The sequence below is a fragment of the Caulobacter sp. 05T431 genome, from assembly GCF_056665975.1.
In genome coordinates this window covers 40,646-56,831 of the sequence record NZ_JBFTKU010000004.1, presented here as the reverse complement: position 1 = coordinate 56,831, position 16,186 = coordinate 40,646, and the positions used below count along the sequence as shown (strand labels likewise).

Here is a 16,186-nt window from a genome sequence, read left to right as displayed (position 1 = left end):
GGGTTTTGGCCTGACCAGAAAGTTCTGCCACTTTGAAAAGTGGCATTACCAATCATTGACACAATTGCCGATTGGTCGGATAAGTCGCCGCATAAGGGCGCCCACTCAGACGCGCCAGGGGAGGGATMATGACCACCGTTCGAAACACTCTTGTCCTGCGGACCGCGCTGCTGGCCTCGTGCGCCGCCCTGGCGCTGGGCTCGGTCGCCCAGGCGCAACAAGCCGCGCCCGCCCAGGCCGAGCAGGCCCCGGCCGACGACGGCGTCGTCGACACCGTTGTGGTAACCGGTTTCCGCGCCGCCTACGCCAACGCCATCGCCACCAAGCGCGACACCCTGCAGATCTCTGACGGCATCTCGTCGGACGGCCTGGGCCGCTTCCCGGACCTCAACGTCGGCGAGGCGATCCAGCGCGTCCCCGGCATCCAGATCAACCGCGAGGCCGACAGCCGCAACGCCACGATCAGCCTGCGCGGCCTGCCCGGCACCTTCGCCCGCACCACCCTGAACGGCGGCGCCTTCGCCGACCCGATCCTGAACGGCTCGACCCCGCTGGGCGCCTTCAACTCCGACATCTTCACCTCGATCAACGTGATCAAGTCGCCGATGGCCACCGACCTGGCCGGCGGCCTGTCGGGCAATATCGACCTGCGCATCGCGCCGGCGCTGCAGCGCAAGGACGGCGGCTTCGCCAAGGTCTCGTACGAGTACAACGACCTGGGCAACCTGGGCAGCCCGCTGGCCTCGATGGGCTATAACGCCCACCTCAGCGACGACTTCGCCGTGTTCGGCGTGGTGGGCTGGAAGGACGAGAAGTTCCGCCGCGACTCGATCACGGTGAACTCGTGGGCCAACAAGCTGGGCGCGATCCAGGTGGGCAACCAGGCCGCCGCCGGTTCCAACCCCGTCTATGACTCCCTGATCGCCGCCAATCCGGGCGGGGTCTACTATCCCAGCCAGACCCGCCAACTGGTCAAGTACAACCGCGGCACCACGCTGTCGGCCGCGACCGGCTTCGAGTGGCGGATCAACGAGGAATGGAAGCTGGGGGCCAACGCCTTCATCACCAAGCGCAACCTCAAGGACGCGACCAACAACATCCTCTATATCGACGCGGGCCCGGGCAACGGCACCAACACCGGCCTGACCGCGACCTCGGCCGTGGCCAAGATCACCGACATCGGCGCGCCGTACATCGTGCACACGCCGAACGGCGACCGGGCCTACATCAACAGCTTCTCGGCCTCGAACATCAACACGTTCGACTCGATCCGTTCCGAGCCGGCCAAGAACCAGACCTGGGCCATCAACCCGACCCTGGAATTCAACAACGACGTCTGGAAGGCCACGGCCAACCTGACCGTGTCGGAAGCCAAGGCGGTCGCCAACCAGATCGAGCTGGACATCGTCCAGAACCCGTACCGCAACCTCGGCTCGGCGGGCCTGAACGGCATCACCACGTCGGTGAACCTGGGCGGCACGGACCTGGCCAACTACACGGCGCTGCTGACCACGCCGCACGCGACCCACCTGCCGACCGGCGGCTTCACCATCCCGGCGACCGCCACCGCCACCACCCAGGCCGGCGCCGTCATGCCCGGCCAGGCGGCCACGGTCGCCGGCGACAAGTTCGGCATCACCGGCACCAACGGCCAGGCCCAGAACGTGCTCGATGCGTTCCAGCTGGACTTCGACCGCACGATCGAGAATTCGTTCTTCACGAACCTGGTGTTCGGCGGCCGCGCCGAGCACAACAAGTATACGTCGAGCGGTTCGCGCAACAGCGCGCTGGGCGCCCAGACCCAGAACATCATGCCGAACATGGCGTCGCAGCTGTCCTACGCCAGCGACTTCTTCGGCGGCAAGGCGGGCGGCCCCACCAGCAACTGGATGAACCTGGACATCAATCGGGTCCTGGGGGCGATCACGCCGGTCAACACGAACCTGCGCACGACCGGCAATCCGAACGGCCTGCCCGACCAGTTCGCCCTGGGTTCGCCGGGCGTGTTCCTGACGCCGTACGGCTTCGTGAACAACTACACGGACGGCAACTACTGGAACAACAACTTCAGCAACCAGAACGACGTCTTCTCGGCGTACCTGACGGCGAAGTTCAAGACCGACCTGGGCAGCATCCCGGTGCGCGGCGCGGTCGGCGCCCGCTACGAGTACACCGACAGCAAGATCGTCGCCCTGAACTGCAAGAACTGCACGACCGCGCTCTCCAACCAGGCCGGCGCGATCAACCACTCGCTTTCCAACAGCACGACGAAGCAGAACTACGACTACTGGCTGCCGTCGGCGATCGTGGTGGCCGACCTGCGCGAGGACCTGATCTTCCGCGCGGCCGCCTACCGCACCTATGTCCGCCCGCAACCGCGCGACAACGTGCCGACCACCTACGTCCAGGTCCCGGTCGACGTGAACCCGCCGACCGACCCGGTCTACACGGTCACGCTGGGCGCCACGGACATCAAGCCCTACACCTCCGACTCCTATGACATGTCGCTGGAGTGGTATAACCGCCCGGGCAGCCTGATCTCGGTGGCGGCCTACCGCAAAGAGATCAAGGGCTATATCGGCCCGATCACCGACMAGTCGATCCTCTGCCCGGCCAGCGGCAAGATCAACGGCATCGATGTCGACCTGGGCACCCTGACCATCGACACCTCGGGCGGCTCGCCCAAGTGCATCAGCTCCAACAAGTTCGTCGGGGCCGGCGGCACGCTGAAGAACGCCCAGGTCAACATCAGCGGCAAGACCAACCAGTCGCCGATGACCGTCACGGGCTTCGAGTTCAACATCCAGCAGAACTTCGACTTCCTGCCGGGCTTCTGGCGGAACTTCGGCGGCGGCCTGAACTATTCGTATACGAAGATCGACGGCAAGGACACGGCGGGCAACAAGATCACCCTGCCCAGCGTGTCGAAGAACAACGTCAACGTCATCGGCTACTACGAGTCCGACAAGTTCGGCGTCCGCCTGGTCTACAACTGGCGCGACAAGTACGACCTGGCGGCCGGCAACTCGTTCGTCGGCGACGCCCGCACCGTCAAGGCGCGCAGCCAGCTGGACGCCTCGGCCTCGTACAACATCACCAAGGACCTGACGGTCTCGGTCGATGCGTTCAACCTGACCGACGCCACCCGGTCGGAGTACGAGAACGACCCGATGCTGCCGCGCCGGATCGACTACGACGGGCGCACCTACCAGGTGACCATGCGCGCCAAGTTCTGATCCCCTCCTGCAGGGCCGGGCGCACAGCCCGGCCCTTTTTCTTTGATCTCCAGTACGAAGAGACGCGTGACATGAAGACCCTGCTGATGGGCGCGGCCGGCGCCTTGGCCCTTCTGGCTTCACCCGCCCTGGCGATGACTTCGGGGGCGGCCGACTACGCCCTGCTGGGTCCCGACTACGCCAAAGGCGCCGCCCAGGCCCCGGCGGCCCAGGAGGTCCTGTCCAAGGCCAAGGCCGCCCTCGACCGTCCGCCGGGCGCGATCCCCAAGCTGCACACCGAGGGCACCCTGCCGGGCAAGGGCATCCGTGAGATCAGCCTGAAGGCCAAGGAAGACCAGCCGATCGTCCTGAACCTGGCCCTGGCCTGGCGCCTGACCGGCGACCGCGCCTATCTCGACCAGGCCGGCCGCTATCTGGAGGCTTGGGCCGACATCTATGAGCCGTCGTTCAACCCGATCGACGAGACCGGCTTCGACACCCTGCTGATGGCCACCGACCTGACCGAGGCCGACCTGCCGGCCGCGACCCGCGCCAAGGTCGACAAGATGTGGCGGGGCATGGCCGCCGGCTATCTGGACGCGATGGACGCCAAGCCGAAGAACTTCAACACCAACTGGCAGAGCCACCGCGTCAAGCTGGCGACCATGGCCGCCTTCCAGACCGGCGACGCCAAGCTGATCGAGCGGGCGAGGGCGGCCTACCGCGCCCAGGTCTCGACCAACATCCAGCCCGACGGCTCGGTGTTCGATTTCCACGAGCGCGACGCGCTGCACTACGTGACCTACGACCTGGATCCGCTGATGATGGCGGCCCTGTCGGCCAAGGCGCACGGCGAGGACTGGCTGACCTGGAAGGCCGACAACGGCGTCAGCCTGGCCGCCGCCCTGGACTGGCTGGTTCCCTACGCGCGGGGCCAGAAGACCCACATCGAGTTCGCCAACTCCAAGATCCAGTTCGACCGCGACCGCGCCGCCGCCGGCCAGGCGGAGTACGCGCCCCATCCCTGGGACGTGTCGAACGCCGTTGGCACCTACGGCCTGGCCGCGCTGCTGGACCCCCGCTACGGGCCGGTGCGCGACGAGGTCTCGGCCAAGACGGGCAAGAAGCCGGCGGCCTGGATCCGGCTACGCGGCGCGCGCTGAAGGCCTTTCGGCGCCGCTATTTCAGGCTAGGGTGCACAAATCCCAGGCTGATCGAGCAACCGCGCCCGTGACGGACCTTCACCGCTCCCCCCCGTCGCCCGAGAGCCTTAGGGCGGAGGGCATGCGCGTCCTCGTCATCGATCCGGATCCCGCGCGCGCCGCCCTCGTGGCCGAGGGGCTGGAGGGCGTGCAGCCGCTGGAGGTGCGTCGGGCGGCCACGTTCGACGAGCGCGAGGCTGCGGCCTTCGCGCCCGACGTGGTGGTGATCGCCGCCGACAGCCCCGACCGCGACACCCTGGAAAGCCTGCGTGAGGCGGGACAGCACAATCCGCGGGCCGTGGTGATGTTCGTMGACCGCTCCGAGCCGGGCCTGGCCGAGCAGGCCGTGCGGGCCGGGGTGGCCGCCTATGTGGTCGACGGCCTGGCGCCGGCGCGGGTGCGCTCGATCCTCGACGTGGCCATGAGCCGCTTCGCCCTGACCCAACAGCTGCGCGGCGACCTGGCCAAGGCCAAGGCCGACCTGGAGTCGCGCAAGACCGTCGAACGAGCCAAGGGCCTCTTGATGAAGGAGCGCGGCCTGGACGAGGACGGCGCCTATCGCCTGCTGCGCAAGCTGGCCATGGACCGCGGCAAGCCGATCGGCCAGGTCGCCGCCGACCTGCTGGCCTTCGCCGGCGTGCTGAAGGGCGACGCCTCGTGAGCGGGCTGGCCGACCTGACCCTGGGCTTCATCCCCCTGACGGACTGCGCGCCGCTGGTGGTGGCCAGGGCGCGGGGCTTCTTCGCCGAGGAGGGGCTGGAGGTCGCGCTCAGCCGCGAAGCCTCGTGGGCGACGGTCCGCGACAAGGTGCTGGTCGGCGCGCTGGATGGCGCGCACATGCTGGCGCCCATGGCCCTGGCCGCCGGCCTCAACGACCCGCGCTCGGCCATGCTGGCGCCGCTGGCCCTTAACCGGAACGGCAGCGCGATCACCGTCTCGACGCGTCTGGCGGCGCAGCTGCGCCAGATCGACCCCGAGGGCATGGCCGCGCCCCTGATCACGGCGGCTCCCCTGGCCAGGCTGGTCGAGCAGCGTCGCGCGCAGGACGCGCCGATCCTGACCTTCGCCATGGTCTTCCCGCAGTCGATGCACAACTACGCTCTGCGCTACTGGCTGGCCCAGGCGGGGATCGACCCCGACCGCGACGTGCGTCTGGTGGTCACGCCGCCGCCGCGCATGGTCGAGCACCTGCGCCTGGGCGAGATCGACGGCTTCTGCGTCGGCGCGCCGTGGAACGCCGTGGCGGTCGACGAGGGGCTGGGCGAGGTGCTGATCAAGGCCTCGCAGCTTTGGCCGGGCGGCCCGGACAAGGTGTTCGGCGTCACCGCGGGCTGGGCCGAGCGGCATCCGGACGAACTGCGCGCGGCGCTGAGGGCCCTGATCCGCGCGGCCGCCTGGGCCGACGAGCCGGGCAACCACGCCGAGCTGGTGGCCTTGCTGTCGCGTCCGGAGCACGTGGGCGTCGAGCCCGAGGCCCTGGCGCGCGCGCTGCGGTCGGAGATCATCTTCCACCGCGACGCCGCCGGCCTGCCGCGCCGCGAGCACGCCCTGTGGTTCCTGTCGCAGATGGTCCGCTGGGGGCAGGTCCGGCCGGAACTCGACCTCGACGAGGCGGCCGACGGGGTCTACCGCCCCGATCTCTTCCGCGAGGCGGCGCTGTCGCTGGGGCCGGTCGTCGACCCGGCCATGGTGTTCGCCGACGCCGCGCCCGCCGACCCGGGCCTGTTCGACGGCGCCGCGTTCGATCCGGCGAAGGCCCTGGGCTACGCGGCCGCCTTCCCGATCGGTCGCCTGCGTCCCTGATCCGTCGGGCGGGGCAGGGGCCGTTCAGGCGGCATTTTGCCTAAACTTCGGGCAGGATTGGCGCCTGGATGTTGGGCAATCGCACGCGGATCATACGAAGCGACCCGGGTACCCACCGCACCGCAACATGGCGCGTGACTCCGTCCGCCGCCTGAAGTTCCACTGACATCAAGCCTTCGGACAACGGCGTTCGTGGCTGCCAGAGACGACCGCTCGGATGCGGTCACCCGCCCGGGGCGCCGCCGCCCCGCTCTCGCAGACACGCAACATCCGAGGCGCATCATGATCTCTCGTGATTTCCTGAAGGCCGGCCACACGCCGACCCTGTTCGCCGCGTTCCTGTATTTCGACCTCAGCTTCATGGTCTGGGTGATCCTGGGCCCGCTGGGCGTGGCCATCGCCAAGGCGTTCCACCTCGACCCCGCCCAGAAGGGCCTGATGGTCGCGGTGCCCGTCCTGGCCGGCGCTGTGCTGCGCCTGGTCAACGGCGTCCTGGTCGACCGCATCGGCCCCAAGAAGACCGGGATCATCAGCCAACTGGTCGTGCTGGCCGGCCTCGCCGCGGCCTGGCTGTTGGGAATCCACAACTATCATCAGGTCCTGGCCCTGGGCGTGGTGCTCGGCGTGGCCGGCGCCTCGTTCGCCGTCGCCCTGCCGCTGGCCTCGCGCTGGTATCCGCAGGAGTATCAGGGCCTGGCCCTGGGCATCGCCGGCGCCGGCAACAGCGGCACGGCCCTGGCGGCCCTGTTCGCCCCGATCCTGGCCAAGACCTTCGGCTGGCAGAACGTGATCGGCCTGGCCGCCATCCCCCTGGCCGTGGCCTTCGTGGTCTACCTGGCCCTGGCCAAGGACGCGCCGGAACAGCCCGCGCCCAAGAAGCTGACCGAGTACCTGGACGTCCTGAAGGTTCCGGACGCCTGGTGGCTGATGCTGCTGTACGCGGTCACCTTCGGCGGCTTCGTCGGCCTGGCCTCGTCCCTGACCATCTACTTCAACGCCGAGTACGGCCTGGACCCGGTGGTCGCCGGCTTCTTCACCGCCGCCTGCGTGTTCGCCGGATCGTTCATCCGCCCGGTCGGCGGGGCCCTGGCCGACCGCTTCGGCGGGGCGCGGACCCTGACCTTCGTCTTCGCCCTGGCCGCCGCCGGCCTGTCGGCGGCCAGCTTCCAGCTGCCCTCGGCCTGGGTGGCTCTGGCGGTGCTGATGTTCTCGATGCTGGCCCTGGGCGCCGGCAACGGCGCGGTGTTCCAGCTGGCCCCCCAGCGCTTCCGCAAGGAGATCGGCGTCATGACCGGCCTGATCGGCATGACCGGCGGGATCGGCGGCTTCTACCTGGCCTCGTCCCTGGGCATGGCCAAGAAGATGACCGGCTCCTACCAGGTCGGCTTCCTGGGCTTCGCGGCCCTGGCGGTGTTCGCCCTGGTCGCCCTGACCGGCCTGAAGGCCCGCTGGCGGGCGGTCTGGCCGACCCTGCACGGCGGCGACGCCCGTCCGATCCGCGTCTGATCTTCCTCTTCCAGTGAGCAGAACCATGACCAAGGAAAAGCTGGTCGTCATCGGCAACGGCATGGCCGGTTGCCGGGCGGTCGAGGAAGTCCTCAAGCGCGATCCCGACCGCTACGAGATCGCCATCTTCGGGACCGAGCCGCGGGTGAACTACAACCGCATCATGCTGTCGCCGGTGCTGGCGGGCGAGAAGACCTTCGCCGACATCGTCATCAACGACGAGGCCTGGTACGCCGACAACGCCATCACCCTGCACGCCGGTCGCGCCGTCACCGCGGTCGACCTGGAAGGCCGCAAGGTGGTGGCCGAGGGCGGGCTCGAGGTCGCCTACGACAAGCTGATCCTGGCCACGGGCTCCGACCCGTTCCGCCTGCCGCTGCCGGGCATCGATCTGAAGGGCGTGGTCACCTTCCGCGACCTGGACGACGTCGAGGCCATGGTCGCCGCCTCGGGCAAGCCCGGCGCCCGCGCCGTGGTGATCGGCGGCGGCCTGCTGGGCCTGGAGGCCGCCTACGGCCTGGCCCGGCGCGGCATGGCCGCCACGGTCGTCCACCTGATGGACGTGCTGATGGAGCGCCAGCTGGACGAGAGCGCCGGCTTCCTGCTCCGCGAGGCCCTGGCCGAACGCGGCGTCGAGACCGTCCTGGGCGCCCACTCCGAGGAGATCGTCGGCGTGGACGGCCAGGTCACCGGCCTGAAGCTGAAGGACGGCCGGACGCTGCCATGCGACCTGCTGGTCATGGCCGTGGGCATCCGTCCCAACGCCGGCCTGGCCAAGGCCGCTGGCCTGGCGGTCAATCGTGGCGTGCTGGTCGACGACGCCATGCGCACCTCCGACCCGGCGGTGTTCGCCGTGGGCGAATGCGCCGAGCACCGGGGCAACTGCTACGGCCTGGTCGCGCCCATCTGGGACATGTGCCGCTCGCTGGCCGAGTCCATGACCGACGGGGAAGGGGCCTACGAGGGCTCGGTCCTGTCGACCCGCCTGAAGGTCTCGGGCGTCGACGTGTTCTCGGCTGGCAAGTTCTCGGGCGGCGAAGGCTGCGAGGACATCGTGTTCCGCGACGCCGGGCGCGGGGTCTACAAGCGCGTGGTCATAGAGGACGGCAAGGTGGCCGGGGCGGTGCTGTTCGGCGACGCGGCCGACGGCGGCTGGTACTTCGACCTGATGCGCTCGGGCGCCAGCGTCACCGACATCCGCGAGACCCTGATCTTCGGCCAGGCCATCACGGAAGGGCTGTCCGGCCTGGACCCTAACGCCGCCGTTGCGGCCATGCCCGACACGCAGGAAATCTGCGGCTGCAACGGCGTCTGCAAGGGTTCGATCGTCTCGGCCATCACCAGCCAGGGCCTCACCACCCTGGACGACGTGAAGGCGGTCACCAAGGCCTCGGCCTCGTGCGGCTCGTGCACGCCGCTGGTCGAGCAGGTGCTGAAGCTGACCCTGGGCGACGGCTTCAAGGAGCAGACCGGGCCCAAGCCGATGTGCAAGTGCACGCACAAGCCGCACTCGGACGTCCGCAAGGCGATCGTGGAGTGGCAGCTGAAGTCCATGCCGGCCGTCATGCAGGCCATGGAATGGACCACGCCCGACGGCTGCTCGTCGTGCCGCCCGGCCCTGAACTACTACCTGCTGTGCGCCTGGCCGTCGGAATACCGCGACGACAAGCAGTCGCGCTTCATCAACGAGCGGGTCCACGCCAACATCCAGAAGGACGGCACCTATTCGGTCGTGCCGCGCATGTGGGGCGGGGTGACCACGCCCAACGAGCTGCGGGCCATCGCCGACGTGGCGGACAAGTTCGCGATCCCGACGGTCAAGGTCACCGGCGGCCAGCGCATCGACCTGCTGGGCGTCAAGAAGGACGATCTGCCGGCCGTCTGGGCCGACCTGAACGCCGCCGGCATGGTCAGCGGCCACGCCTACGCCAAGGGCCTGCGCACGGTGAAGACCTGCGTCGGCAGCGACTGGTGCCGGTTCGGCACCCAGGACTCCACGGGCCTGGGCGTGCGCCTGGAGAAGTTCCTGTGGGGCTCGTGGGCGCCGGCCAAGGTCAAGCTGGCGGTGTCGGGCTGCCCGCGCAACTGCGCCGAGGCCACCTGCAAGGACTTCGGCGTGGTCTGCGTCGACAGCGGTTACGAGATCCACATCGGCGGCGCCGCCGGCCTGCACATCCAGGGCACCCAGGTGCTGACCCGGGTGGCCACCGAGGACGAGGCCGTCTGGGTGATCGCCGCCGCCATGCAGCTGTACCGCGAGGAGGGCTGGTACCTGGAGCGGGTCTACAAGTGGATGGCGCGCGTGGGCCTGGAGAGCATCCAGGACAAGGTCCTCGACCCCGACCAGCGCAAGGCCCTCTACGACCGCTTCGTGTTCTCGCAGCGCTTCGCCCGCCTCGACCCCTGGGCCGAGCGCGTGGCCGGCCGCCACACCGAGGAATTCACCCCCATGAGCCGCCGGATGGAGTTCGCCCCCGCATGAACGCACATGTGAAAGTTCCGGTCTGGGTCGATGTCGGCGCGGTCACGGACGTGCCCCGTCGGGGCGCGCGCCGGGTGCCCAGCCCGCGCGGCGACATCGCCATCTTCCGCACCGGCGACGGCGAGGTGTTCGCGCTGATGGACGCCTGTCCGCACAAGGGCGGACCGCTGAGCCAGGGCATCGTCCACGGCCGGGCGGTGACCTGTCCGCTGCACTCGTGGAACATCGACCTGGCCTCGGGCGAGGCCATGGGCGCCGACAAGGGCAAGGGCTGCACGCCGGTCGTGCCGCTGGAGGTCCGTGAAGGCCGTCTCTTGCTGAGCCTAGACGTCCATGGCTGACGGGTCGGCCGTCCCGAGCGTCAAGACGACCTGCCCCTATTGCGGGGTGGGTTGCGGCGTCTCGGGCGCGGTCGTCCAGGAGCGCGCCCTGTTGGTGACGGGCGACAAGGCCCACCCGGCCAATCTCGGCCGCCTGTGCTCCAAGGGCACGGCGCTGGGGGCGACGGTGGGGCTGCAGGGCCGGCTGCTGGAGCCGACGATCAACGGCAAGGCGGCGTCCTGGAACGACGCCACGGCCCTGGTCGCCAAGCGCTTCAAGGACACCATCGCCAGGCACGGCCCCGACAGCGTGGCCTTCTACGTCTCGGGCCAGCTGCTGACCGAGGACTACTACGTCGCCAACAAGCTGATGAAGGGCTTCATCGGCTCGGGCAACATCGACACCAACAGCCGCCTGTGCATGGCCTCGGCCGTGGCGGCCCACAAGCAGGCCTTCGGCGCCGACCTGGTGCCCGGTTGCTACGAGGACCTGGACTTGGCCGACCTGGTGGTGTTCAGCGGCCACAACGCCGCCTGGACCCATCCGGTGCTGTTCCGGCGCATGGAGGCGGCGAGGGCGCGCGGCCAGAAGCATGTGGTCATCGACCCGCGCCGCACCGACACCGCCGAGGGCGCGGACCTGCACCTGGCCATCGCCCCGCAGAGCGACGTGCGGCTGTGGAACGGCCTGCTGGCCCACCTGATCCGCATCGACGCCATCGACCGCGACTACATCGCCGCCCACGTGAACGGTTTCGCGGAAGTCATGGAAGCGCTTGAGGAATTGGACCAGTCGCCGGCCGCCGTCGCCACCGATTGCGGCGTGCCGGTCGAGGATGTGCTAAGCTTCTTCGACCTGTTCGCGGCCCACKAGCGTACGGTCAGCCTGTTCTCGATGGGCGCCAACCAGTCGGCCCAGGGCACCGCCAAGGGGCTGTCGATCCTCAACGTCCACCTGGCCACTGGACGGATCGGCAAGCCCGGCGGTTGCCCGTTCTCGATCACTGGCCAGCCCAACGCGATGGGCGGGCGCGAGACCGGCGGCATGGCCAACACCCTGGCCGGGCACATGGACTTCGCCCCCGCCGACCGTGACCGCGTCGCCCGCTTCTGGGGCGCGCCCGACACCGCCCGCGCGCCGGGCCTGAAGGCCGTCGACATGTTCGAGGCCATCCACGCCGGCAAGATCAAGGCCGTCTGGGTGATGGCCACCAACCCCGCCGTCAGMCTGCCGAACGCCAGCCGCGTGCGCGAGGCGCTGGAGCGATGCCCGTTCGTGGTGGTGTCCGACTGCGTCGAGACCGACACCACGGCCTTCGCCGACGTCAAGCTGCCGGCCCTGGCCTGGGGCGAGAAGGACGGCACGGTCACCAATTCCGAGCGCCGGATCTCGCGCCAGCGGGCGCTGTTCCCCGCGCCGGGCCAGGCGCGGGCCGATTGGCGGATCGTGGCCGACGTGGCCCGGGCCATGGGTTTCGACGGCTTCGGCTGGGCTTCGCAGGCCAGCGTGTTCCGCGAATGGGCCCGTCTGACGGCCTATGAGAATACGGATCGCATGCTGAACCTGGCTGGACTTTCGGCTTTGACGCCAGAGGCTTACGCCGAACTCCTGCCGGTGCAGTGGCCGGTGGCGGCGGACGGGGAGGGCACGTCGCGGCTGTTCGTCGACGGCCGCTTCCAGACCCCGGACGGTCGTGCGCGCATGATCCCGACCCGACCGAAGGGACCAGCCGACGCGGTCGACGCGGCCTATCCGATGTCGCTGAACACCGGCCGCATCCGCGACCAGTGGCACACCATGACCCGCACGGGCCTGGCGCCGGACCTGTGCCGGCACGCGCCCGAGCCGTTCGTCGAGGTCCACCCGGCCGACGCCGAGGTCCTGGGGGTCAAGGACGGCGCCCTGGCGCGGGTGATCACGGCGCGCGGCGAGGCCGTGGCCCTGGCCAAGGTCACCGACCGCCAGCGGCTGGGCGGTCTGTTCATGCCCATGCACTGGACCGACGCCTTCGCGCCGTCTGGCCGCGCCAATCCGCTGGTCGCGCCGAACCTGGACCCCACCTCCGGCCAGCCGGAATTCAAGCACACCCCCGCCCGGATCCGCGCCTATCGCGAGACCTGGAAGGGCTTCTTCCTCACGCGGGACAGCCTGTCTCTACCCCCCGGGCTGGACCTCGTCTGGCGGCGTATCCCCCACGACGCCTGCCAGCAACACGAGTTCGCCGGCCGAGGCGACGAGGTCGAGCGCGCCGCCTTGCGCAAGGCCCTGTCGAAGGGCCTTGCCGGCGAACTCGTGACCTATGAGGACGCCGCCACCGGCGCGCGGCGCGACGCCTGGGTTCAGGACGGCCGCCTCGTGGCGGTGCTGTACGTCACCCTGACTGGCCGCCTGCCGCCGCGCGACTGGTTGGCCGAGCTGTTCGCCGAGCCGGTGCTGGGCGCCGACGCGCGCTCGGCCCTGCTGTTCGGCCGCCCGCCCGGCGCTCCGGTCGACAAGGGACCGCTGGTCTGCGCCTGCCTGAAGGTGGGCGCCAAGGCCGTGCAGGCCGCCATCGCCGCCGGGGCCGCCAGTGCCGACGCGGTCGGCGCCGCCACGGGGGCGGGGACCAACTGCGGGTCCTGCCGTCCCGAGATCGCCCGGATKATCGCCGCTTCCGCCTCCGTCTCCAGCAAGGAGCCCGTCCATGTCTAGCGCTCAAGTCCTGCTCGTCGGCGCCGGTCCCGGCCCGGTCGACCTGATGACCCTGCGGGCTGTCCGGGCCGTCGAGAGCGCCCAGGCGCTGCTCTACGACGCCCTGATCAGCGAGGAGGCCATCGCCCTGGCCCCGCCCGGCTGCGTGCGCATCCAGACCGGCAAGCGGGCGGGCAAGCCCAGCATGCACCAGGACGAGATCAACCGCCTGATGCTGCGCCTGGCCCGCAAGGGCCTGCGGGTGGTGCGGCTGAAGGGCGGCGATCCATCGGTGTTCGGCCGGGTGGGCGAGGAGGCCGGCTTCCTGCGCGAGCACGGGGTGTCGGTGGAGGTGGTGCCCGGCGTCACCGCCGCCTGCGCCGCCGCCGCTCAGTTCGGCTTCCCCCTGACCCACCGCGGCGAGGCCCGGCGGGTGGTGTTCACCACGGCCCGGCTGGAGGCCGGCGCCCTGAGCGGCGACTGGAGCGCCGCCGGCGACCCCGAGGCGACGATGGCGGTCTATATGGGCGGCGAGATGGCCCAGGCCCTTTGCGATCGGATGATCGCCGCCGGCCGCGCGCCCAGCACCCCGGCCGTGGCGGTCGAGCAGGCCGGCGGGGCGGACGCCCGCATCACCCACGGCACGCTGGCGACCCTGGGCGACCGGCTGGACGGCCAGGGCGGCCCGGTGGTCATCGTGGTCGGCGAGGTGGCGGCCCAGGCTAGGACAGCCGAAGCGGTTGAAGAGATGGTGGCGGCCAAAAGCGCCTGAATTCTATCCGTTGTCATCCCGGAAGCCTCGCAGAGGCTGTCCGGGACCCAGGGGACTGGGCGAAGGCTTTGCGGTTCACCTGGGTCCCGGACAAGCGCTGCGCGCTTTCCGGGATGACAACCGTGAGTGAGCTTGACGAACCTCCCCAAACGACCCGCCCATGGGGCATGGGGAACATCACGCCGACTCAGAGCCCGATCACTCGCGCGCTAGCCAAGGCGCCGCCTTGGGCCTTCGCCCTGTACGGCGGGCTGGCGGCCTTCGCGGCCTATTTCTCGATGTTCGCCTATCGCAAGCCGTTCACGGCCGCCCACTACGAGCACATGGCCGGCTGGCCGCTGGCCATCGACTTCAAGGTCGCCCTGGTGATCGCCCAGGTCGCCGGCTACGCGGTGTCGAAGATCATCGGCATCAAGGTGATCTCCGAGATGCGGCCGCAGCGGCGCTGGATCGCCATCCTGGCGCTGATCGGCGTGGCCGAACTGTCGCTGCTGGGTCTGGGCGGCGGGCCGGCGGTGATCGGCCCCCTGGCCCTGTTCGTCAACGGCCTGTGCCTGGGCATGATCTGGGGGCTGGTGTTCGGCTTCGTCGAGGGGCGGCGGCTGTCGGAGGCGCTGGGGGCCATGCTGTGCGCCAGCTTCATCCTGGCCTCGGGCGTGGTGAAGTCGGTGGGCAAGGGCCTGCTGCTGCAGGGCGTCGACGAGCGCTGGATGCCCGCCCTGGCCGGACTGATGTTCACCCCGCTGCTGCTGCTGGCCGTGGCGGCCCTGACCCAGCTGCCGCCGCCGTCGCCGGCCGACGAGGCGGCCCGGGTGCGCCGCGCGCCCATGGACGCCAAGGCCCGCGCCGCCATGTTCGCCGCCCACGCCCCGGCCCTGGTCCTGCTGGTGGCGGTCTATGTGGTGCTGACGGCCCTGCGCGATTTCCGCGACAACTTCGCCGCTGAGATCTGGGCCGAGCTGGGCTTCAAGAACGCCGCGGCGATCTTCTCGCTGTCCGAGATCCCGGTGGCGGCCATCGTGCTGGTGGGCTTGGGCGTGCTGAGCCTGGTGCGCGACAACCGCCGGGCGGTCGGCTTCAACTTCGCCTTCGTGGCCCTCGGCTTCGCCCTGCTGGGCGTGGCMACCCTGGGCTGGCGGCTGGGCCTGATCGGTCCGGTGGCCTGGATGATCGCGACGGGGGCGGGCGTCTACATGGCCTACACGCCGTTCAACGGCATACTGTTCGACCGTCTGATCGCCGCGACGGGGCAGGTGGGGACGGCCGGGTTCCTGATCTATGTCGCCGACTCCTGCGGCTATGTCGGCAGCGTCTCCCTGCTGCTGACCCGCTATTTCGCCCATCTGGACCTGGCCTGGAGCGGGTTCCTGGCCAATGCGGCCTACGGGACCTGCGTGTTCGGCCTGATCGGCACGGCGGCGGCCTGGCGGCTGCTGAGACTGCCCAAGCCCGGCTGACGGATTCGCTCCTGGATTGTGCAGCAGCCAGAGTTCGCGCAAGCTTGGCCGATCGCAACCCCGCCACCGGAGCCGCCATGTCCACGATCCAGCAGATTAAGATCACCGTCGACGAGACCTCGCTGGTCGCCCTCAAGGACCTGGGTTACGCCCTCTACGTGTTGCGGGCGGTCGACACCAACAACGCCGGCGCCAAGGCGCTGGTCATGTTCGCGCTCACCGAGATCCTGGGCCAGACCACGATCACCTTCACACCGACCCTCCAGGCCACCGTGACCACCAGCGGGAGCCTCGTCGACATATCGGTCGGCGCCGAGGTCGTCCTGGGCGACGTGTTCACCTATGTGTCCGGCGGCCCGCCCACCGTGACGCCGGGCGGCAATCCCCGCGGCGTGACCGTGCTCAACGGCACGACGGACCCGCTGACCGCCGGGCTCGGCGCCGGACCGGAGGGCGGCCTGCCGATGCCGTTCGTCTCGGCGCCGCTCTACGGCCTGGGCGGCGACATCTTCGCGCCGAAGGACAGCTATCTGGTGACGTTCTCGACCGCCGGCCTCGGCGCCGGCGCCGTGCTGAACACGTCGATGTCGCAAAGTCTGCTCGCCAACCTGGCCGAGCAGGCGCAAGTCGCCGCCAGCTTCGACATCAACAAGGGCTGGAACTACGGCGGGGCGAGCTGGGGGCAGACCGTGCCGGCGGGCGCGAGCCTGCAGAAGACGCTGATCACGACCATGCCGCTGGCCAAGCGTGCCTAGTCG

General features: G+C 69.8%; 11 protein-coding genes. All 11 read left to right on the top strand.

The features are described from left to right. Positions 1 to 128 precede the first annotated feature (128 nt). The 11 genes from AC1U89_RS05395 to AC1U89_RS05345 all read left to right on the top strand — a co-directional run bounded on the left by AC1U89_RS05395 (position 129) and on the right by AC1U89_RS05345 (position 16,183). A complete protein-coding gene (locus AC1U89_RS05395) occupies positions 129 to 3,236 on the top strand; it encodes a TonB-dependent receptor (RefSeq protein ID WP_479898706.1) in 3,108 nt (1,035 codons plus the stop codon). Between the two features lie 71 nt (positions 3,237 to 3,307). Next, on the top strand, positions 3,308 to 4,378 hold the full coding sequence (locus AC1U89_RS05390) for an alginate lyase family protein (protein ID WP_479898705.1): 1,071 nt from the start codon (positions 3,308 to 3,310) through the stop codon (positions 4,376 to 4,378). A 121-nt stretch (positions 4,379 to 4,499) separates the two neighbouring features. Next, on the top strand, positions 4,500 to 5,078 hold the full coding sequence (locus tag AC1U89_RS05385) for an ANTAR domain-containing response regulator (protein WP_029914933.1): 579 nt from the start codon (positions 4,500 to 4,502) through the stop codon (positions 5,076 to 5,078). Then, positions 5,075 to 6,220, top strand: a complete 1,146-nt coding sequence (locus tag AC1U89_RS05380) for a CmpA/NrtA family ABC transporter substrate-binding protein (RefSeq protein ID WP_479898704.1) — start codon at positions 5,075 to 5,077, stop codon at positions 6,218 to 6,220. The genes AC1U89_RS05385 and AC1U89_RS05380 overlap by 4 nt, the downstream gene beginning before the upstream one ends. A 282-nt stretch (positions 6,221 to 6,502) precedes the next feature. Beyond that, positions 6,503 to 7,726, top strand: coding sequence for a nitrate/nitrite transporter (locus tag AC1U89_RS05375; RefSeq protein WP_479898703.1), 1,224 nt, complete (start codon positions 6,503 to 6,505; stop codon positions 7,724 to 7,726). Between the two features lie 25 nt (positions 7,727 to 7,751). Then, positions 7,752 to 10,208: a nitrite reductase large subunit NirB gene (nirB, locus tag AC1U89_RS05370; RefSeq protein ID WP_479898702.1), complete on the top strand. Its 2,457-nt coding sequence runs from the start codon at positions 7,752 to 7,754 to the stop codon at positions 10,206 to 10,208. Beyond that, positions 10,205 to 10,549: a nitrite reductase small subunit NirD gene (gene nirD, locus AC1U89_RS05365; RefSeq protein ID WP_479898701.1), complete on the top strand. Its 345-nt coding sequence runs from the start codon at positions 10,205 to 10,207 to the stop codon at positions 10,547 to 10,549. The genes nirB and nirD overlap by 4 nt, the downstream gene beginning before the upstream one ends. Further along, positions 10,542 to 13,220 (top strand): molybdopterin-dependent oxidoreductase, encoded by a 2,679-nt coding sequence (locus tag AC1U89_RS05360; RefSeq protein ID WP_479898700.1) that lies wholly within the window; start codon positions 10,542 to 10,544, stop codon positions 13,218 to 13,220. Before nirD ends, AC1U89_RS05360 begins: the two co-directional genes overlap by 8 nt. Beyond that, complete coding sequence (gene cobA / locus AC1U89_RS05355; protein WP_479898699.1) at positions 13,213 to 13,971, top strand: uroporphyrinogen-III C-methyltransferase; 759 nt, start codon at positions 13,213 to 13,215, stop codon at positions 13,969 to 13,971. Before AC1U89_RS05360 ends, cobA begins: the two co-directional genes overlap by 8 nt. A 167-nt stretch (positions 13,972 to 14,138) precedes the next feature. Further along, complete coding sequence (locus AC1U89_RS05350) at positions 14,139 to 15,428, top strand: DUF5690 family protein (protein ID WP_479898698.1); 1,290 nt, start codon at positions 14,139 to 14,141, stop codon at positions 15,426 to 15,428. 77 nt (positions 15,429 to 15,505) lie between these two features. Further along, positions 15,506 to 16,183 (top strand): hypothetical protein, encoded by a 678-nt coding sequence (locus AC1U89_RS05345; protein WP_479898697.1) that lies wholly within the window; start codon positions 15,506 to 15,508, stop codon positions 16,181 to 16,183. Positions 16,184 to 16,186 lie beyond the last annotated feature (3 nt).